Annotated in this window: 19 protein-coding genes and 2 pseudogenes; 2 read left to right on the forward strand and 19 right to left on the reverse strand. The window is 73.8% G+C overall.

The features are described 5' to 3' along the window. Positions 1-251: 251 nt before the first annotated feature. From A6Q81_RS11235 to A6Q81_RS11255, 5 genes are all read right to left on the reverse strand, one after another. A complete protein-coding gene (locus A6Q81_RS11235) occupies positions 252-1,361 on the reverse strand; it encodes an LLM class flavin-dependent oxidoreductase (RefSeq protein WP_067860157.1) in 1,110 nt (369 codons plus the stop codon). Next, positions 1,358-2,371, reverse strand: coding sequence for an ABC transporter substrate-binding protein (locus A6Q81_RS11240; RefSeq protein ID WP_286690483.1), 1,014 nt, complete (start codon positions 2,369-2,371; stop codon positions 1,358-1,360). The genes A6Q81_RS11235 and A6Q81_RS11240 overlap by 4 nt, the downstream gene beginning before the upstream one ends. After that, on the reverse strand, positions 2,368-3,159 hold the full coding sequence (locus tag A6Q81_RS11245) for an ABC transporter ATP-binding protein (protein ID WP_286690484.1): 792 nt from the start codon (positions 3,157-3,159) through the stop codon (positions 2,368-2,370). Before A6Q81_RS11245 ends, A6Q81_RS11240 begins: the two co-directional genes overlap by 4 nt. Next, entirely contained in the window at positions 3,144-3,944 is an 801-nt protein-coding gene (locus A6Q81_RS11250; RefSeq protein ID WP_286690485.1) for an ABC transporter permease, read from the reverse strand. Before A6Q81_RS11250 ends, A6Q81_RS11245 begins: the two co-directional genes overlap by 16 nt. 93 nt (positions 3,945-4,037) lie before the next feature. Next, positions 4,038-4,790 carry an SDR family NAD(P)-dependent oxidoreductase gene (locus A6Q81_RS11255; RefSeq protein ID WP_286690486.1) on the reverse strand — a complete coding sequence of 251 codons (753 nt, stop codon included), beginning with the start codon at positions 4,788-4,790 and terminating at the stop codon, positions 4,038-4,040. 88 nt (positions 4,791-4,878) lie between these two features. On the opposite strand from A6Q81_RS11255, the gene A6Q81_RS11260 reads away from it, so the two are divergent. After that, the gene (locus A6Q81_RS11260) at positions 4,879-5,436 is read left to right on the forward strand and encodes a TetR/AcrR family transcriptional regulator (RefSeq protein WP_286690487.1); all 558 of its coding nucleotides are present in this window, start codon (positions 4,879-4,881) and stop codon (positions 5,434-5,436) included. Positions 5,437-5,520: 84 nt separating this feature from the next. Here the strand turns inward: A6Q81_RS11260 and A6Q81_RS17265 are convergent. From A6Q81_RS17265 to A6Q81_RS11325, 14 genes and pseudogenes are all read right to left on the reverse strand, one after another. Further along, positions 5,521-5,865 (reverse strand): annotated as a pseudogene (locus A6Q81_RS17265) (AMP-binding enzyme); the annotation flags it as partial. Between the two features lie 175 nt (positions 5,866-6,040). After that, positions 6,041-6,721 (reverse strand): annotated as a pseudogene (locus A6Q81_RS17270) (AMP-binding protein); the annotation flags it as partial. After that, on the reverse strand, positions 6,667-7,761 hold the full coding sequence (locus A6Q81_RS11270) for an MSMEG_0565 family glycosyltransferase (protein ID WP_286690489.1): 1,095 nt from the start codon (positions 7,759-7,761) through the stop codon (positions 6,667-6,669). The gene A6Q81_RS11270 and the pseudogene A6Q81_RS17270, both read right to left, overlap by 55 nt. Beyond that, on the reverse strand, positions 7,758-8,603 hold the full coding sequence (locus A6Q81_RS11275; protein WP_286690490.1) for a carbon-nitrogen hydrolase family protein: 846 nt from the start codon (positions 8,601-8,603) through the stop codon (positions 7,758-7,760). The genes A6Q81_RS11270 and A6Q81_RS11275 overlap by 4 nt, the downstream gene beginning before the upstream one ends. After that, entirely contained in the window at positions 8,603-9,853 is a 1,251-nt protein-coding gene (locus A6Q81_RS11280; RefSeq protein WP_286690491.1) for an MSMEG_0569 family flavin-dependent oxidoreductase, read from the reverse strand. Before A6Q81_RS11280 ends, A6Q81_RS11275 begins: the two co-directional genes overlap by 1 nt. Continuing rightward, complete coding sequence (locus A6Q81_RS11285; RefSeq protein WP_286690492.1) at positions 9,850-10,155, reverse strand: MSMEG_0570 family nitrogen starvation response protein; 306 nt, start codon at positions 10,153-10,155, stop codon at positions 9,850-9,852. The genes A6Q81_RS11280 and A6Q81_RS11285 overlap by 4 nt, the downstream gene beginning before the upstream one ends. Beyond that, on the reverse strand, positions 10,148-11,011 hold the full coding sequence (locus A6Q81_RS11290; protein ID WP_286690493.1) for a carbon-nitrogen hydrolase family protein: 864 nt from the start codon (positions 11,009-11,011) through the stop codon (positions 10,148-10,150). Before A6Q81_RS11290 ends, A6Q81_RS11285 begins: the two co-directional genes overlap by 8 nt. After that, positions 11,008-12,438, reverse strand: a complete 1,431-nt coding sequence (locus A6Q81_RS11295; RefSeq protein ID WP_286690494.1) for an MSMEG_0567/sll0787 family protein — start codon at positions 12,436-12,438, stop codon at positions 11,008-11,010. The genes A6Q81_RS11290 and A6Q81_RS11295 overlap by 4 nt, the downstream gene beginning before the upstream one ends. A gap of 1 nt (position 12,439) precedes the next feature. Beyond that, a complete protein-coding gene (locus A6Q81_RS11300; RefSeq protein ID WP_286690495.1) occupies positions 12,440-13,561 on the reverse strand; it encodes an MSMEG_0568 family radical SAM protein in 1,122 nt (373 codons plus the stop codon). Positions 13,562-13,571: 10 nt separating this feature from the next. Continuing rightward, positions 13,572-14,096 (reverse strand): MSMEG_0572/Sll0783 family nitrogen starvation response protein, encoded by a 525-nt coding sequence (locus tag A6Q81_RS11305; protein WP_253026680.1) that lies wholly within the window; start codon positions 14,094-14,096, stop codon positions 13,572-13,574. A 94-nt stretch (positions 14,097-14,190) separates the two neighbouring features. Beyond that, entirely contained in the window at positions 14,191-15,018 is an 828-nt protein-coding gene (locus A6Q81_RS11310) for an amidohydrolase family protein (protein WP_286690496.1), read from the reverse strand. Between the two features lie 207 nt (positions 15,019-15,225). Continuing rightward, on the reverse strand, positions 15,226-15,615 hold the full coding sequence (locus A6Q81_RS11315) for a hypothetical protein (RefSeq protein WP_286690497.1): 390 nt from the start codon (positions 15,613-15,615) through the stop codon (positions 15,226-15,228). Between the two features lie 130 nt (positions 15,616-15,745). Then, positions 15,746-16,165, reverse strand: coding sequence for a nuclear transport factor 2 family protein (locus tag A6Q81_RS11320; RefSeq protein WP_286690498.1), 420 nt, complete (start codon positions 16,163-16,165; stop codon positions 15,746-15,748). A 25-nt stretch (positions 16,166-16,190) separates the two neighbouring features. Then, positions 16,191-17,345 (reverse strand): PucR family transcriptional regulator, encoded by a 1,155-nt coding sequence (locus A6Q81_RS11325; RefSeq protein ID WP_286690499.1) that lies wholly within the window; start codon positions 17,343-17,345, stop codon positions 16,191-16,193. Positions 17,346-17,473: 128 nt separating this feature from the next. Between A6Q81_RS11325 and A6Q81_RS11330 the strand changes: the two genes are divergently transcribed. Continuing rightward, positions 17,474-19,126, forward strand: coding sequence for an FAD-binding dehydrogenase (locus A6Q81_RS11330; protein WP_286690500.1), 1,653 nt, complete (start codon positions 17,474-17,476; stop codon positions 19,124-19,126). The last annotated feature ends 16 nt before the right edge of the window (positions 19,127-19,142 follow it).

Here is a 19,142-nt window from a genome sequence, read left to right on the forward strand (position 1 = left end):
CGAGTGGGGACACGCGCCACGACCTCAGCTGGGCTCAGGCCGCGACGCGATCTTGCGCCATCGTACGACTTGGCCCGGTCACGTCCGACGCGTGGTCTCGTGGCTGTACGGCGGTGACTTCTCCACCGAGAACGGCCCGCGTCCGGTGGAGGATCCACCGCCCGCGCGCCCACGCCCCGAGCGGTGCGAGCGCCACCGAACGAGCCCCTCTTCCGGTGGAGGATCCACCGCCCGGGCGGGCGAGCGGCGGATCAGCCGAGGAGGGGACGCACGCCCTCCGCGAACCAGTACGCCTCCTCGACGTGCGGGTAGCCCGAGAGCACGAACTCCTCGATGCCGATGGCGCGGTACTGCTCCACCAGCTCGGCCACCTCGCGGTGCGACCCGACGAGGGCCGTGCCCGCACCACCGCGCACGAGGCCGACGCCGGCCCACAGTCCCGGCGCGACCTCGAGGTCGTGGGCGTCGCGCGCGTCGCGCCGCCCCTCGTGCAGGGCGCGCATGCGCTGCTGGCCCACCGACAACGACGCCCCCAGCGTGTCCTGGGCCTGCGCGACCACCGCCGGGTCGAGCTCGTCGAGCATCTGCTGCGCGACCGCCCAGGCCGCCTCGCTGGTGTCGCGCGTGATGACGTGGAGCCGGATGCCGAACCGCAGCTCGCGCCCCTGCTCCTTCGCCAGCCCGCGGATCCAGTCGAGCTTCTCGGCGACCAGGTCGACCGGCTCGCCCCACGTCAGGTAGACGTCGACGTGCTTCGCGGCCACCGGACCCGCGGCCGGCGACGAGCCGCCGAAGTACAGCTCCGGCAGCGGGTCGGGCGCCTCGCGGGTGCGGGCGTCGCGGACGTCGTAGTACTCGCCCGTGAAGTCGAACCCGCCGTCCCACGCGCCCCGCACCACGGTGAGGAACTCGTCGGTGCGGGCGTAGCGCTGCTCCTGCGTGAGCCGGTCGCCGAAGCGCGCCTGCTCCGCCGGCTCCCCGCCGGTGACGACGTTGAGCAGGAGCCGCCCGTTCGACAGCCGCTGGTAGGTCGCGGCCATCTGCGCGGCGAGGGTCGGCTCGATCGAGCCGGGGCGGAACGCGACGAGGAACTTCAGCCGCGACGTCTCGCGCACCAGTGCCGCCGTGGTGAGCCACGCGTCCTCGCACCACGTGCCGGTGGGCGTCAGCACGCCCTCGTAGTCGAGCAGCTCGGCCGTGCGCGCCACCTGCGCGAGGTAGTCGATCGACGGCGGGCGGAACGCGTTGGCGGTGCCGGCTCGGCCACCCGGGTGGCCGAGGCCGCCGGGCACGCCGTGACCTCCGCCGACGAGCGTGCGCCCGTCGCCGGTCGTCGGCAGGAACCAGTGAAAGGCCGTCATGCGCCCGCCCCCTTCGCGGCGGCCAGCACGGCGTCGTCGTAGCGGTCGTCGAAGTAGTCGGCGAGGCTGACGTCGCGGCTCAGCTGGCCCTGCGCGACGAACGCGTCCCACATGTCCTGCTCCGACGGCACGGCCTCGGCGACCGGGATCGGCTGGTAGGTGCGGCGCCCGATGGCGCTCTCCGTCACGTCGGCGGGCAGGCCGGTCTCCTTGGCCCATGCCTTCGCCCACTCAGACCGGTGGGAGTTGGCCCACGCCTGCGCCCGCGCGAGCCGCTGCAGGTAGTCGCTGACGGCGGCCTCCGTGGCCGGGTCGTCGAGCGCGTCGTCGGAGGCCACCTGGAAGGCCAGGCCGTTCACGACGCCGTCGCCCGTCACCAGGACCTTCGCGCCGTTGGCCACCTCGGCCTGCGACGTGAACGGGTCCCAGATCGACCACGCGTCGACGTGCCCGCCGGTGAACGCCGCCAGACCCTCGGCCGGCTGGAGCCACACGGGGTCGATGTCGTCGAGGGTCAGTCCGGCGGTCTTCAGCTGCGCGAGCAGGTGGTAGTTCGCCGAGCTGCCCTTCGCGACGGCCACCTTCTTGCCCTCGAGGTCGGCCACCGAGGTCACGTCGGAGCCCTTCGGGACGACGATCGCGTCGCCCTGGGCGCCCTGCTTGGACGCCTGCACGACCTTGAGCTTCTTGTCCTGGTCGATGGCGAACAGCGGCGGCGTGTTGCCGACCCCGCCGACGTCGACGGCGCCGCTGGCGACCGCGTCGAGCAACGGCGGGCCCGACGTGAACGGCTTCCACTGCACGTCGTACTGCACGTCGTCGAGCTCGCCGGCGGCGGTGAGGAGCGCTTCGGAGCCGCCCTTCTGGTCGCCGACGACGAGCGTGACCTTGGACAGGTCGACCGTGCCGTCCGCGCCGACGGCGTCGGCGTTGGACGACCCTCCGCAGCCGGCGATCACCAGCGCGGCGGCGGCGAGGACGGCGGGCAGGGCGAGACGGGAGCGGTTCACGAGATGGCCTCCTGGGCGGTGCTGGTGAGGGTGGCGGACGAGGGGCGGACCCCGAGCTGGTCGAGCAGGGTCGCGCGGTGGGCGACGAGCCGCGGGTCGTGCAGGGCGCGAGGACGCGGCAGGTCCAGGCGCAGGGAGTGGGCGACCCGGCCCTGGTCGAGCACGATGACCCGGTCGGCGAGCAGCAGGGCCTCGTCGACGTCGTGGGTCACCAGCAGCACCGACGCCCGGTGGCGCGCCCACACGCGCAGCAGCAGGTCGTGCATCTCGATGCGGGTCAGGGCGTCGAGCGCCGAGAACGGCTCGTCGAGGAGCAGCAGGCCCGGCTCGCTCACGAGCGCTCGGGCCAGCGAGGCGCGCTGAGCCTGTCCGCCGGACAGCGTCACGGGCCAGACGTCGGCCTTCTCCGTCAGCCCGACCTCGCCGAGCAGCTGCCGAGCCCGCTCGTCGCGCTCGCGCCGGCTGCCGGTCCGCAGGCCCAGGGCGACGTTCTGCGCCACCCGGCGCCACGGCAGCAGCCGCGGCTCCTGGAACGCCACGGAGGTGACGCCGTCGACCTCGGCCGTGCCGGCGTCGGGGGCGTCGAGGCCCGCCAGCAGGCGCAGCAGCGTCGACTTGCCCGAGCCGCTGCGCCCGAGCAGCGCGACGAGCTCGCCGGGCGCCACGTCGAGGTCGAGGTCGTCGAGCACCACGGTGTCGCCGAACGCGCGGCGCAGGCCGCGGACCTGGACGGTGGGCGGGACCGTCGGGGCACGCAGCGCTTGGGGTGCGTTCAGCCGAGTCGCCATGCGAGGGCCTTCCTCTCGAGGATGCGGACGAGCGCGTCGGTGAGCAGGCCGAGCACGCTGTAGATGAGCAGCCCGGCGACCACCTCGCCGGTGCGGCCGAACCCGGCGGCGTCGGAGACGAGGTAGCCGATGCCGGCGGTGGTGTTGATCTGCTCGGCGACGATGAGGGTCAGCCAGGCGACGCCGAGGCTGAGCCTCAGGCCGACGAGCGTGCTCGGCAGCGCGCCGGGCAGCACGACGTGCCGCAGCCGCTCGGTCCAGCCGAGGCCGAACGCCCGCGCCGCGTCGAGGTACTTGGGGTCGACGCCGCGGATGCCGGCGAAGGTGTTGACGTAGAGCGGGAACGCGACGCCGAGCGCGATCAGCGCGTACTTCGGGGCCTCGTCGATGCCGAACCAGAGGATGAACAGCGGCAGCAGCCCGAAGTGCGGCAGGGTGCGCAGCATCTGCATGGGCGCGTCGACGACGTCCTCGCCCAGCCGGGACAGTCCCGCGACGACGGCGAGGCCGACGCCGACGACCGCGCCGAGGACGAAGCCCACGAGCACCCGGGTCACGGACACCTGGATGGCGTCCAGCAGCCGCCCGTCGGTCCACAGCCCCACGAGGGAGTCGAGGACGTTCAGGGGCGAGTCGAGCTTCTCGCGCGGCAGGACGCCGGTGCTCGACGCCAGCTGCCAGACGGCGAGCAGCGCCAGGGGGCTGATCGCCCGACGCCAGGCGCGGCGGGGCTGTCCTGGCCGCCGCGGCCGCCGGGTGCGGGCCAGAGGTGCGGTGAGTGACATGGCCGCCACCCTCGCCCGACCGTTCGAGCCCCTCGCGGGCTGCTCACGTCGTGGGCAGACCGTGGGACCCCTGCGACCTGTGCTATCCCGAGGTCACCACGGCACGTCGTCGCCGTGGCGGTCGAGGAAGCGCAGGCCCGCGCGCCCGCGCTGGGCCTCGATCGTGTCGACCAGCGGCGGGATGCTCTCGGACACCTCGAGCGTCGCGCCGGAGCCGCCCATGTGGGTCCGCACCCAGCCCGGCGCCAGCAGGAGGATGCTCCGAGAGCCGCCGGCCTGCCGCACGGCGTAGCTGCGCACCATCTGGTTGAGCGCGGCCTTCGTCGCGCGGTACACCTCGAAGCCGCCCGACGTGTTGTTCGCGACGCTGCCCTGGCCGGACGACATGACCGCGACGGTGCCGTCCGCGGCCACGAGGCCGTCGAGGCCCTCCACCGTGCGCATGACGCCCAGCACGTTGGTCTCCATCATGCGCGTGAAGTCGTCGGTGGCGATGTCGACCCCGACGGCCTCCTGAGGGGCGAGCGAGATGCCCGCGACCACGAGGAGGAGGTCGAAGGTCCGGCCGCGCAGACGCTCGCGGAGCGCCGCCACCTGCTCGGGCCGGGTCACGTCGAGCCGCTCCACCTCGACGGCCTCGCGGTGCCGCTCGGCGAGCGTGCGCAGGCCCGACGGGCCGTCGGACCGCTCGGTCGCCACCACGTGCGCCCCCCGCCCCACGTACTCCTCGACCACGGCCAGGCCCAGCCCCCGGGTCGCACCGACGACCAGCACCTTCCGGGTGGTCGCGCGGGTGTCGGTGTGGCGCGTGTCGGTGTCTCGCGTGTCGCTGCTGTTGTCCTTCATGGGTGCCCCCTGGGCTCGGCGACGAGCTTTCGCTCATCAGTTGTTGAGTCAACGCTAGCATGTCGCTCAACAGATGTAGAGTGAAGGGATGACGGACTCCCAGCCGACCCGCGCCCAGCGCCGCGAGGCGACCGCCGCACGCATCCTCGAGGCCGCCCAGGAGGAGTTCGGCACGCACGGCGACGGCGCCACCATCCGCGGCATCGCCCGGCGCGCCGGCGTCGACCCGTCGCTCGTGCTGCAGCACTACGGCTCGAAGCAGGCGCTGTTCGCCCTGGCGGTACGGCCCGTCGACGACCTCGACCACGACGACGTCCCGCGGCACCTGGAGGAGGTGCTCGACGTCCGCCTCCACGAGCTGCCCGCGCCGACCCGCGCGCTCCTGCGCTCGATGCTCACGTCGCCGCAGGCCGCGCAGGTCATGAGCACGTACCTGCAGGAGCGCGCAGCGACCCTCGCCGCGACCATGGACGACGAGCAGGCCGCGACCCGGGCCGCGCTCGTCGTCTCGAGCATCATGGGCGTCACGATCGCGCGACACTTCCTCGACCTGCCCGGCCTCTCCGACGCGAGTGGGAGCGACGTCGCCGAGCTGGTGGAGCGGTGGCTCGACCCCGGTCCCCACCGTCCGACGGGCGAGGGCTGAGCGCCGTCCCCCGCCGGCGGACGGCCGCCACCGGCTGCGGTTGACCTTGCCGGTGTCGGGGCGCAGACGTTCGGCGACCCGTTGCCACGACCTCGGCCGTCGTTCGGGCGCCAGCCGCTCGGCCGCCCAGCGCTCGAGGTCGGCGAGGTCGGCGTCGGTCTCGACCACGGCGTGCACCACCTGGCCGAGCCGGTCGTCGTCGGCGGGCACCACGACGCAGGCCCGCACGTCCGGGTGGGCCTCGAGCACCCCTTCCACGTCGGCCGGGTATACGACCGTCCCCCCGGTCGTCACGACGTCCGCGAGCCGATCCTCGACGAAGAGGAAGCCGTCGGCGTCGAGGTACCCGACGTCGCCGAGGGTGTGCCAGCCGTCGCGGACGGTGGGCTCGGCGCCGACGTAGGAATAGGTGGGGTGGTCGCGCCGCATGAGGATCTCGCCGCGCTCGCCGGGCGCGCAGTCCTCGCCGTCGGTCCGGGCCACGCGGAAGCGGGTGCCGCCGCAACCGCGGCCGACCGAGCCCGACGTCGGCCGCCGCGAGCGCGTCGGGTCCGAGCCGGTGGACCCGGTGCATCGTCGCGGGCACGAGCACCGACCACGTCACCCGGCGGCGCTCGACCAGGCGGAGCCACTCGGCGGGCTCGAACGTCGGCATGAGCACCAGCTCGTGCCCGGTCATGAGGCCGCGCATGGCGTACACGAAGGGTGCGGCGTGGAACAGCGGGCTCGCGACGAGCTGCACGGCGTGCCGCGGCACGAACGGCGCGACCGGACGGTCGAGGTCGACGGTCGCCGGCGCGGCGGCCCGCACGACCTTCGGCCGACCGGTGCTGCCGCTCGACGTCGGGGCCTTCCACGACGAGGCGACGGCGTCGGGCAGCGGACGCGGGTCGCCGTCGACCTCGCCGAGCCGCCCGTCGACGACGAGGGCCGGACCCGTCAGGTCGAGGACCGCCTGCCGCTCGGCGACGTCGAGCGTCGGGGCCAACGGCTGAGGCGTGGCGCCCAGCTTCCAGGCCGCGACGCACGCGCGGACCAGGTCGATCCCGCTCGGGAGCGCCACCGTGACCACGTCGTCGAGCCCCACCCGGTCCTGCCACGCCCGGGCCAGCCGGTTCGTGTCGTCCTCGAGCCGGCGACGGGTCCAGACGTCATCGCCGTCGTGCACCGCCACGGCGTCCGGCGACCGCTCCGCCAGCACGGCGAACGCTCGGCCGATGGGCAGGTCGGTCACGACGCGTGGCCTGCGTAGACCGCGAGGTGCGCCCGTGCCGCGGCGTCCCACGTGTAGGAGCGGGCGAGCTCGCGACCCGGTACCGCGTCGGTCGGGCCACGGAGCACCCCGTCGATGGCGTCGGCGATGCCGGCCGGGTCGGTCGCGAACGAGACGGTGGGCCCGAAGACCTCGCGCAGCACCGGGAGGTCGCGCGCCACCACGGGCACGCCCGCTGCGAGGGCCTCGAGCGCCGCCAGTCCGAACCCCTCCTTGGTCGACACGAAGGCCATGGTCCGCGCGGCCGCGACGAGCGACGGGAGCGCGTCGTCGTCGACCACGCCGAGCATCGTCGGCTCCACGCCCAGCTCCCGTGCGCGTCGGTCGAAGGCGGCGCGGTAGTCGCGGTAGTCGAAGAGCGTCTCCCCGCCCGCGAGGACGAGCCGCAGGTGCGGGTGCCGTGGTCGCAGCAGTGCGTACGCCTCGAGCAGGTCGATGCTGCCCTTGCGCGGCTCGATGCCCCCCACGGCCAGCACGTAGTGGCCCAGCTGGTCGCGCCACCGGTCGCGCTGCGACGCTGCCGCCGGCGACGCTGCCTGCTCGAACCGTCCGGCGTCGACGCCGTTCGCGATCACCACCGGCTGCGCGCCGTACTGCTGGCGCACCTCGCGGGCGACCGCCTCGGAGACGCACACGTGCCCGGCCGGCTCGAGCACCGCGCGGTCGTGGCAGGCCACGAGCTCGGGCGTCGTGAACGTGTCGAGGTGGTGGATCGTGCGCAGGCAGCGCAGGCCCGCCGCCAGCGCCGCGTTCGCGCTGATGCAGTCCTGCGCGTGCACGACGTCGTAGTCGGCGCCTCTCAGGGCGTCGCGCAGGGTGCGGATCGAGCGCAGGATGCGGGCGCCGACCGCCTCGCCGGGCACGTCGGGGAACGGCACGGGACGCAGCCCCACCGCCGGGTCGACGGCACGGAAGAAGGTGCGGTCCCCGCCGCGCGCGAGCGTCCACACGTCGACGTCGGCACCGGCCCGGGCGAGCGCCTCGGCGAGCGCGAGCGTGTGCACGACGCCGCCGCGCGGCTTGGTCGAGTACGTCAGCAGGGCCACCCTCATGACGGCTCGCGACCTGTCGTGACGTAGCTGTCGGGACGCAGCTCGTCGAGGTGGTGCAGCACGCGGCGCGACCGCGCGACCTCGTGCTCGACGTCGACGTCGGCCACCGCGATCCCGCCCTTGGACCAGGTGCGCGCCAGCACGTCGCCACCGGGCCCCACGACCTTGGCCTGGCCGAGGAAGCGCAGCCCGCCGAGCACCCCCGTCTGGTTCGACGACGCCCAGACCACCTGGTTCTCGGCCGCGCGGGCGCTGTCGTACAGGTCGAAGAGCCGCGACTGCCGGTCCTGCGGCAGCCGCGACGCCCGGTCGGTCACGCTGGCCGGCCACGCCGACAGGCAGGCGACGACGCGGGCACCGTCCAGCGCCAGCGACCGCGCCGACTCCGGGAAGGTCTTGTCGTAGTCGATGAGCATGCCGAGGCGGCCGAGCGGCGTGTCGAACGCCTCGAACCGGTCGCCGGGCGCGTAGACGAGCGACTCCCCCAGCGGCTGGTGCACCTTGCGGTGCCGCCCAAGGACGCCGTCGCCCGACACGCACAGGGCGGCGTTGTGCCGAAGTTGCTCGCCGTCGACCTCGGCGCTCTCGGTGTAGCCGAGGCACACGACCATGTCGCCCGCCGCGGCCGCGACCTCGGCGAGCCGCGGGTCGTCCTGCGCCAGCGTCGGCGGCAGGTCCGCCCGAGGGTCGCGCAGGTCGGTCAGGTAGCCGCCGAGCGTCGCGTCGGGCAGCACCAGCAGCTCGACGCCGTCCGCGCGGGCGGAGTCGATGATCGCTCTGACCTTCGCGAGCGCACGGTCGAGGTCGCGCCCGAAGTGCGCCGCGACCGCACCGATGCGCATCAGGCCTCCGCGGGCACCGAGCGCTGCGCGCCGACGATGCACTGCGCGACGTGCTCCGCGTCGGCTGCGACGCCGAGGAACCGTCCGGACCCCCACGTGTGCATCCACGGCAGGCCGACGAAGAACAGGCCGGGCACCGCGGTCACGCCGCGCGTGTGCGTCGGGCGTCCCGTCCCGTCGAACACCCCGACCCGCAGCCAGCGGTAGTCGGGCCGGTAGCCGATGGCCCAGACGACCGACGTGATCCCCTCGGCGGCGAGGTCGAGGCTCGTCGGGTCGGCGTCGGGCGCCCATGGCGGGACGTAGTCGGGCTCCGGCGGCGCGTCGATGCCCTCGCGCTCGATGAACCGGTCGATGTCGCGGCGGATCGAGGTGTAGACGGCGTCGGCGGCGTCGAGCGAGCGGGTGAGCGTGGGCGCGAACGTCAGGTCGGTGCCCTGCGCGTCGGTCAGCTTGCCGTACAGGCGCATGCCGTCGAGGGCGAAGGCCCGCAGGTCGATGTCGCGGCCGCCGTCGCGGCCGGTCACGTAGTGGTTCGTCTTCTCCCGGGCGGCCAGGCCGCCGGGGTACTGCGCCACGGCCGTGTCGTACAGGCCCATGTCGGCGAGCCACGTCATGCAGTCGCGGCCCCGGTGGAAGCGCGCGACGCGAGGCGCGTCGCCCAGCGCGAGGTGCACCTGGCGCCCCTCGAGGTGCAGGTCCTCCGCGATCTGCGCGCCGGACTGCCCGGTGCCCACCACGAGCACGCCACCCTCGGGCAGCTGGTCGGCGTTGCGGTACTGCTGGGAGTGCAGCTGGGTGACCGACGGGTCGATCGCCCGCGCGAACGCCGGCTCGATCGGGCGGTGGTACCCGCCGGTCGCCACGACCACGTCGTCGGCCTCGAGGGTGTCGGGGCCGTCGGGCGTCTCGAGGTCGAGCACGAAGCCGCCCCCGTCGCGCTCCCGCGCCTCGACGACCCGGGTGTGCGTCCGCACGGGCGGGTCGAAGGAGCGCACGTAGTCGTCGAGCCAGGCGACCACCTCGTCGCGGGTCATGAACCCGTCGGGGTCGGGACCCTCGTACACGTGGCCAGGCAGGCGGCAGTGCCAGTTGGGCGTCACGAGGGTGAAGTTGTCCCAACGGCTGTCGGCCCACTCGTGGGCGGGGGTGGCCGCCTCGAGCAGGACGTGCTCGACGCCGAGCCTGGTGAGGTGGTGGCTGACCGAGAGCCCGGCCTGGCCGGCCCCGACGATCGCGACGCGGATCATCGGCTCACCTCCACCGGCAGCGGCGGGTGCATCCGCAGCACCTCGACGACGTCCGTCGGCGCGTGCGCCGCGGCCGAACGGCGGATCTGCTCCTGCGTCGCCGCGGACGACGTGCACGCGAACCCGTAGCGCAGCCGGACCCGCTCGCTCGCGATCGTGAGCGCCGCCGTCGAGCGGTCGACGAAGTCCTGCACGGTGTAGCGGTGACCGACCTGCAGGTGGTCGTGCACGACGAGCGACGGGGAGTAGCAGTGCTCGACGTCGCCGTCGGGCCAGCGGACGGTGAAGGTCATCTCAGGCATGGGCGGGCTCCCGGTAGGTCTCGGGGCGGCGGTCGCGCAGGTGGAACATCGCCCGGCGCGCGGTGTCGAGCTCGGCGCGCACGTCGAGCTCGGCGACCGCCACGCCCGCGTCGACGCCGGTCGTGGCGCGGACGTCGCCACCCGGGCCGACGACCTTCGCATGGCTCACGAAGCGCAGCGACCCGAACGTGCCGACCTGGTTCGACGCCACCCAGACCACCTGGTTCTCGAGCGCCCGGGCCGTGTCGAAGAGGTTGAACCGCTGGGTCCACCGGTCCTCGGCGATGTCGCCCGCCGAGGAGGTGCGCGACGCGGGCCAGGCCGAGATGCACACGACGACCTCCGCACCGTCGAGGGCGAGCGCGCGACCGGCCTCGGGGAACGCCTTGTCGTAGCAGATGAGGGCGCCGAGCCGGCCGGCCGGCGTGTCGACGGCGGCGAAGGTGTCGCCGGCCTCGTAGAAGGACCCCTCCCCCAGCGGCTGGTGCACCTTGCGGTGCACGTGGAGCACGCCGTCGCCGGTCACGACGGCAGCGCTGTTGTAGCGGGCGGCGCCGTCGGACTCGCAGAACCCGACCACGAGCGTCAGGTCGCGGGCGATCGCGGCCACGCGCCGCAGCTCGGGGCCGTCGACGTCCATGACGGGCGGCAGCGAGTCGGGCTGCTCGTCGTGGCTGCCGTCGCGACCGCGTCCCAGCACGGAGAGGTAGCCGCCGAGGCAGGCCTCCGGCAGCGCGAGGAGGCCACCGCCACCGGGCGGTCGCACCTCGTCGGCGAGGGTCGCGATGCGGGCGAGGTTCTGCTCGACGTCGCGGCCGAAGTTCTCCGACACCGCGGCGAGTCGTGTCGTGGTCATGCTGCTGCTCCCATCCCGGTGACCGGGCCGCGGACGGCCTCGGTCACGACTCCGTCGGGCCAGCGCAGCCCGACCCCGGCGCCCTCGAGCGTCTCGCCGCACACGCGCGACGTGACGTGACGGGGCAGCTCCACCGGCTGCGCCCCGGCGCAGTCGGTCGTGACCATGGCGAAGCCGGGGAAGCACGTGAACCAGTCGCCCACCGTGGCTCCGGCGGGTGTCGGCACCTGGTCGACGTCGAGCACGACGCGGACCCCGCTCGCCTCGGCGAGCATGCCGGTGGTGCCGACCAGGCCGCTCATGCTGACGTCCTTGGCGGCGGCGGGCCGCAGGTCGGCGACGACGCGCCCGAGGGCGCGCAGCTCCCCGGGCGAGCGGTGCGACGAGGAGTCCCACTGCGACCCGGTGTAGCCCGGTCGCCACCCGCCGCCGAGGTCGGCGGTCAGCCGGACCTCCTCGCCCGGCCGGGCACCGCCGCCGGGCACGGGCCGGTCGGTGCGGCCGAGGGCGGTGACGCTGAGCGCCGGGGCGACGCCCAGCTGCGTGTGACCGCCGAGCACCGGGACGCCCCACGCCTCCGACGCGGCGCGCAGACCGGCCAGGACCCGTCGGGCGAACGACGCGTCGCGGGCCCCGACGGCGTCGAGCAGGCCCACGGGCGTCGCGCCCATGGCCGCGAGGTCGTTGAGGTTGACCAGCGCCGCGCACCAGCCGGCCCACTCGGGGTCGCGCTCGACCATCGTGGGCAGGATCGCGTCGCAGGCCGCCACCAGGTCGGACCCCGGCACGGGGGCGCCGTCGTCGCCCCAGAAGCCGGGTGCGGGCGCACCTCCCTCGGGTGCGCCCAGGCCGGCGAGGAGGCTGCCGAGCGGCGACTTCGTGGCCTCGGCCAGCCGCTGGACCCGCGCGATGGGCCACGAGAGCATCACGTGCGGACGGCCCTGGAGCTCGACGTCGCCCGTGGTGGTCCAGCCGAGCCGGGTGAACAGGGGGTGGTGCTGGGTCTGCACGACCGCGTCGAAGCGCAGCGCGCCGAGCGACTCCGCCCAGGCGCAGGCGGCGCGGACCAGCGCCGAGCCGACACCGGTCGCGCCCCGCACGTCGGGCCGGACGGCCAGCCGGCTGCCGCGCCACCAGCCGAGGTCGCGCTCCTCGGTGGAGGCGTGCGGGGCCGGGTGCAGCCGCACCCCGCCGAGCACCTCGCCGGCGATCGAGCGGGCCACCAGCACGACGATGCGCGGGTCGTCGTCGGCGCGGTCGTGGTCGGTCGTCGAGAACAGACCCTGCTCCCGTACGAACACGTCGCGCCGGAGCCGCCGGTAGGCCTCGCGCTGCGTGGCGTCGGCCTGCACGACGATGTAGTCCGCAGGCGCGGTCGACGCGGGACGCCTGCCGGTGAGGATACCGTGGTCGATCTCGAAGGTCATGTCATGCTCCTTCGCAGCTGAGCGCCGAGCAGGCACCGCAGGCGGCGCAGCCCGCCGCCTGGTCCGACCCCGCCATGCCGGCGACGCGCAGCGCCGTCGCGACCTGGCGGGTCACGCGCCCGACGTCGGCGGTGGCGGGCGCGGCGACGTGGTCGACGTCGGTCGCGAGCGTCCCCTCGAGCGGACGGAACGGGACGACGAACGGGTACACGCCCATGTCGATGAGCTCGCGGGCCCCGGCGACCAGCTCGTCGGGGTCCTCGCCGAGCCCGACGAGCAGGTACGTCGAGACCTGGTTGTGGCCGAAGACGCGCACCGCCTCGCGCCAGGCGGCGCGGTACTCGTCGAGGGACACCGTGGACTTGCCGGGCATCCAGCGCCGACGGACGTCGTCGTCGAGCGACTCCACGTGGATGCCGATGGACCGCGCGCCCGCCTCGTGCAGCTCGGCGATCGAGGCGAGGTCGCCCGGCGGCTCGATCTGCACCTGGATCGGGAGGTCGGGCAGCACCTCGTGCACGGCGCGCACGCACCGTGCGAGGTGGGTGGCGCCGCGGTCGCGTCCCCGGGAGGTGCCGGTGGTCATGACCATCTGGGTCACGCCGTCGAGCTCGACCGCCGCCCGCGCGACCTCGGCCACCTGCTGCGGCGTCTTGACCGCGATGGTCGAGCCCTGCTCCAGCGACTGCTCGATGGCGCAGAACCGGCACCGCTCCGACTCGTCGTAGCGGGCGCAGGTCTGCACGACCGTCGTGGCCAGCACGTTCGCGGCGTGCAGGCGGGCGATCTTCTCGTAGCTCACCCCGTCGACGGTCTGGAGGTCGTAGAAACGGGGCCGGCCGACCGCCTCCACGCCGAGGCCGGTGTCGGCCCCGTCGAGCAGGAGGCGGCCGCCGGACACCGAGTACGGGCTCCGCGGGTTGAGGGGGATGGCCGCACCGACCCCGTCGAGCAGCACGTGGCCGTCGGCGCTCGGTCCCGCGCCGTTCGGCCGCGTGAGCGGCGCGTCGAGCAGCCGGATGCCCTGGATGGCGACGTCGACGCGCGTCGACGTGCGCGAGCCCTGCTCAGGGCCCGGCAGGGGTGCCGGGCTCTGGGCGGCGAGATCGGGGAGGGCGGTCATGGCCGTGCCCTCAGAGGTTGTAGGTCGAGTTGATGATGGCGCCCTTGCGCGCGTAGTGGATCAGCGCGTCCTGGACGTCGAGCGGGTGCGCCGGGATGACGCCCTCGATGAGGTCCTCCTCGCGCAGACCGTGCAGGGCGAGACCGAAGCGACAGCAGAACACGGTGCCGCCCTCGGCGATGAACGTCTCGAGCGAGGCGTTCATGTTCAGCTCGCCCGGGAACCCGGCGTCGCCCGTCGTCGGGAAGCCGCGGGTGGCCATGCACGCGAGGGTGCCGGGGCCGTAGAAGTACATCGCGGAGTCGAAGCCCTTCCGCAGGGCGCGGGTGGCCTGCAGGATCGCGACGAAGCTGACGCTCGACTCGTGCGGGATGCCGTGGACGAGCGTGAAGTAGCTCTCGCCGTCCTCCGCCTGGTAGTCGGGGAAGATCTTGGTCGAGCCGTAGAGGTTGGTGCCCTTCGCCTGCGACGGGTGCGGGATCTCCGCGAGCGAGGCGGCGATGTTCTGGGCGATCTGGTCGTCGATGTCGGTCATGGCCTTCTCCTGGTGCGGTGTGGGATGGGGTAGTGCGGTGTGGGGTCGTGCGGGTCGTGCACTGGCCGGCGAGCCGCGGCCAGGGATCAGGGGGTCAGGTGCCGTAGAGCGCCTCGAAGTTGCGCCGGAAGAACAGGTCGGCGAGCTCGCCGTCGCCGGCTGCTGCGGCGAGGCGGGCGTGCTCGCCCGCGAAGTCGCCCCACGGGGCGTCGGTGGCGAAGAGGATCCGGTCGTGCCCGACGCCGCGGCGCTCGATCTCCTGCACGAGCCAGGCGGGAGCGAAGCCGATGGTCCAGCTGGTGTCGGTATAGACCTTCTTGCCGGCCTCGATCCAGTCGAAGAGCCGGCCGCCGATGAGCTTCATGTGTCCGCTCATCCCGCCCCCGAGGTGGACGAGGTGGATCTTGGTATCGTCGCCGTAGCGGTCGACGAGCGTGCCGACCTGGTCGACGTCGGAGGCCGCGCCGGGCGAGGTGTGCACGTGGACGACGAGGTCGTGCTCGGCGGCCGTGGTGAAGATGCGGTCGATCTCCTCGGCGCAGTCGGGGTCGGTGGGACTGCCGCCGAGCAGGAAGCTGGTCTTGAGGGCCTTGACGCCCTGCTCGCCGACGAGGGCCAGCGCGGCGGTGTTGCGCTCGGCGTCGGACGCCTTCGGCGAGACCCACAGTCCGCAGCTCACCCGGTCGTCGCGCTGCGCGGCCTCGAGCGCGAGCGGGTTCAGGTCGAAGGCGGCGTCCGGCACGGGCACGCCGTAGTTCGGCAGCACCAGCGTCCGCTCGGTCCCCTCGTCATCAAGGGTCTGCAGGAAGTCGCGCACCGTCGCCTTGGCCGTGACGTCGGCCCGGATCGGCGGGCCGCCGTAGAACGGGAACGCAGGCAGCTCGCCGATGTGGCGGTGCGCGTCGAGCGGTGCGGGAGGCATGCCTCCATTCAGCGCTCGAGATGTTTCGGACTGGTCACCGTCGGACTACGTCGTCGGAAGGACTGCGCGACTCGACTGTTTCGCGGCGGCGATCGCGAAACATGGCCGACGCGCGCGAGGCTGGCACGTCAGCGGGCTTCCCTCGCGCGTCCACGCCGTCGGCGCGGTCGCACCGGGGCGATCACGGGCGAGGAGACGACGACTACCTCACGGTCGGGCGGGCTCGTCCCCCGCCACCGAGGCAACGATGAGGCCGGTCACCGCCGTCGTGACGATCAGCAGCCAGAGGGCTGCGATCAGCGCCATCCCGCCGCCGATGTCCGTCTCACCGCCCAGCTCCAGGAGAGCGACGGCTGCCAGGCACAGCAGGCCGACCACGACCTGGACGGCCGTCACGTAGCGCTTGCTCCGCTGCTGCAGAGCCGAGAGCTGAGTTGCTGCGACCAGAAGTCCTGGGACGACGACCGTTGCCACGGGGATCGCTCGGAACACCAAGGAGGGCGTGGTGTCCGGCGACGCGAAGGTCGCGCAGACAGCACCGGCGAGCAGGGCAGCGGCGAGCGCCGCCACGGCGCCTGCGCGGATGCGGGTCGTCATCGGCCGTTCCAGCTCTTCGTGGTGCGTGACACCGCTCAAGAGTAGGAGCCGTCCTCGAGGGCCAGGGTCGCATTCCGGGGGACGACCCGCTCGATCGCCAGGTCGCGACGGGCGCACGGTCACCGGGGACTCAGGCTCCGGCAGTCGCCTCGTCCTGGTCGACGTCGGGCCGCTGGCGGTCGAACGCCCCGCGGATGGGGGCGGTGTCGTAGACGATCGTGAGCCGCTCGATCCGTCCCGCGTCGTCGAGCTCGGCGACGTCGACCACCGAGAACGGGGCCGGCTCGCCCGAGGCGAGCGTCCAGTCGAAGTCGAACCAGAAGCTCACCAGCTCGCCACCGTCGCGCGTCCCGCGCATCGTCGCCTTGAGGGTCAGGCGCGACTCCGCCGTGTCGGCGAACAGGACCGGGTAGAACTCGCGGGCCGGGTGCGTGCCGTACAGCGGCGACACGACCGTGGCATCCGGTGCGAACAGGGCGAGCACGGCGTCGAGGTCGGCAGCCTCCAGGGCCGCGAGGTAGCGCTCGACGAGGAGGTCTGGGTCGGCCACGCGCCCATCGAACCACGCCCCACCCTCAGGGCTGCAGCGAGAGCACCGACACCGCGGTCGCGAGCAGCAGGTCCCACGCCGAGCCGAGGTCGCGGCCCGTGGTCTCGCGCACCCGTCGCAACCGGTAGCGCATCGACTGCGGGTGCAGACCGAGCGCGTCCGCCGCCGCCACGGCCGACCCGTGCTCGAGGAACTCCCGCAGACCGGCCAGGAGGTGCGCCTGGTCGGGCTCCAGCAGTGGGCGCAGGGCCGCCTCGGCCAGGGTCCGAGGGTCCACCGGCGGCTGCCCGTGCAGCAGCGCCACCAGCAGCGCGTCGGCCTCGACCATCGCAGGTGTGCTGTTCATGTCGAGCGGTGCGTGACGCACCGCCACCTCGGCGAGCCGGAACGTCGCGGGAAGGTCGGTGAGGGCGACGTCGTCGATCCGGCAGGTGCGCCGACCGCGGGACCGCACGTCGACGCCGAGGTCGAGCGGTCGCTCGTGCAGGACGACGCCGACACCCTGACGCGTCGTCGAGAGCACCAGCCCGTCGGTGTCCGCCGACGCCAGCAGCTGGGCGACGTCACCCGCGGTCACGTCGCTCCCCGCGGCACCGACCACCGTCATCGTCAGCCGGGCCGGGAGCGTGAGGTCGAGCAGGCGGGTGCGGTCCGCGAGCGCCGCCGCCGAGGTCTGGCGACCGGCGAGCAGGTCCTGCGTCAGTGCGCGCACCACCTCGTCGCGGTCGGTCGCGAGGCGCTCCGTCGCGGCCGCGTACCCCGCCGACAGTGCTTCGGACAGGGCGTCGAGCGACTCCAGCAGCACGACGTTCATGGCCAGCACGTCCTCGACGTCGAGCTCCGCCACACCGCTGTCGCGCACGAGCCCGCTCGCCTCGACCGCGGCGACCCGGTAGGCGCGCAGCACCGCCGACAGCGGCCGCCCGTCGGTCCCGCGGGCCACGCCGATGCCGTGGAACTGGCGGAGGTCAGCGTCGCCGAGCCGACCGTCCTCCACCCAGAGCTCGAGCAGACGCTGCACGCCCCAGAGGCTGATCGCCTCGGTCTCGCGCCGCTGGGCCTCGCCGAGCGACGCGTACGCGGGGATCTCGCGCTGCAGGGCGTCGGCGATGCGCGGCGCGAGGCGTCCACCGTCGGCGAGCACCCGCGCCTGCACGGCCCGTCGCTGCACCGACCCCATCGGTCCTCCTGTCACTTGCACGCGACGTCGTTGCTCACCAGATGATGAAGACCATGGTCCCTCGCGCCCTGCGAATGCATCCTAGGTGACAGCGACCCCGCACCCGGCTCGCACACGAAGGAGCACGCATGGACGCCGACGTCATCGTCATCGGAGCCGGCCTGGCCGGTCTCGTCGCCGCGGCGGAGGCCGCCGACCGTGGTCGCAGCGTGCTGCTGCTCGACCAGGAGGGCGAGCAGAACCTCGGCGGGCAGGCGTTCTGGAGCCTCGGTGGCCTGTTCCTCGTCGACTCCCCCGAGCAGCGGCGCATGGGCGTCAAGGACTCCCGCGAGCTCGCCGAGCAGGACTGGATGGGCAGCGCCCAGTTCGACCGCGCCGAGGACGCGTGGCCGCGGCGCTGGGCGGAGGCCTACCTCGACTTCGCCGCCGGCGAGAAGCGGTCGTGGCTGCACAGCATGGGCCTACGACTGTTCCCGGTCGTCGGCTGGGCGGAGCGTGGCGACGGGCGGGCCGAGGGCCACGGCAACTCCGTGCCCCGCTTCCACCTGACGTGGGGCACCGGCCCCGGCGTCGTCGCACCGTTCGAGCGACGCGTCCGCGAGCACGTGGCGACCGGACGCATCCGGTTCGCCTTCCGCCACCAGGTCGACGGCCTGGTCGTCGAGGACGGCGTGGTGGTCGGCGCGCACGGTTCGCTGCTCGAGCCCACGGGCGTCGACCGCGGCGTCGCGTCGAGCCGCACCGTGGTCGGCGACTTCGAGCTGCGCGCGCAGGCCGTGGTCGTCACGTCGGGCGGCATCGGCGGCAACCACGACCTCGTCCGCAAGGTCTGGCCCGAGCGGCTCGGCACTCCCCCGGCCACGATGGTCGCCGGGGTGCCGGCGCACGTGGACGGCCGCATGCTCACCATCACCCAGGACGCAGGCGCCTCGGTCATCAACCCCGACCGGCTCTGGGCCTACGTCGAGGGGCTGCGGAACTGGAACCCGATCTGGGCCAACCACGGCATCCGCATCCTGCCCGGCCCGTCGTCGCTGTGGCTCGACGCCACCGGCAGCCGCCTCCCTGCGCCCTACTTCCCCGGCTTCGACACCCTCGGCACCCTCAAGCACCTGCGCGGCACCGGCCACGACTACTCCTGGTTCGTGCTCACTCAGAAGGTCATCGAGAAGGAGTTCGCGCTCTCGGGCTCGGAGCAGAACCCCGACCTCACCGGCAAGGACGTCAAGCTGCTGCTCTCGCGCGTCCGTCCGGGTGCACCGGGACCGATCGAGAAGTTCAAGACGCACGGCGAGGACTTCGTCGTCGCCGACACGCTCGAGGAGCTCGTCACCGGCATGAACCGTGTGGGCGACGACGACGTGACGGTCGACGTCGACGCGCTGCGTCGGCTCGTGGAGGCCCGCGACCGCGAGATCGACAACGACTTCACGAAGGACGCGCAGATCACCGCCATGCGCGGCGCGCGACGCTACCGCGGCGACAGGCTGGTCCGCGTCGCCACCCCGCACCGCTTCCTCGACCCGAAGAACGGCCCCCTCATCGCCGTCCGCCTGAACATCCTCACCCGCAAGACCCTCGGCGGCCTGGAGACCGACCTGTCCGGCCGCTGCCTCACCAGCGACGGCACGCCCCTGCCCGGCCTCTACGCAGCCGGAGAGGTCAGCGGCTTCGGCGGCGGCGGGATGATGGGCTACAACGCCCTCGAGGGCACCTTCCTCGGTGGCTGCCTGTTCTCCGGCCGCGTCGCCGGTCGGGCCGCAGCGGAGCAGGTGGGCTGAGGTCCGGCGTTGGGCT

It is taken from the genome of Aeromicrobium sp. REDSEA-S38_B2 (assembly GCF_001628525.1).
Lineage (GTDB): Bacteria > Actinomycetota > Actinomycetes > Propionibacteriales > Nocardioidaceae > Aeromicrobium > Aeromicrobium erythreum.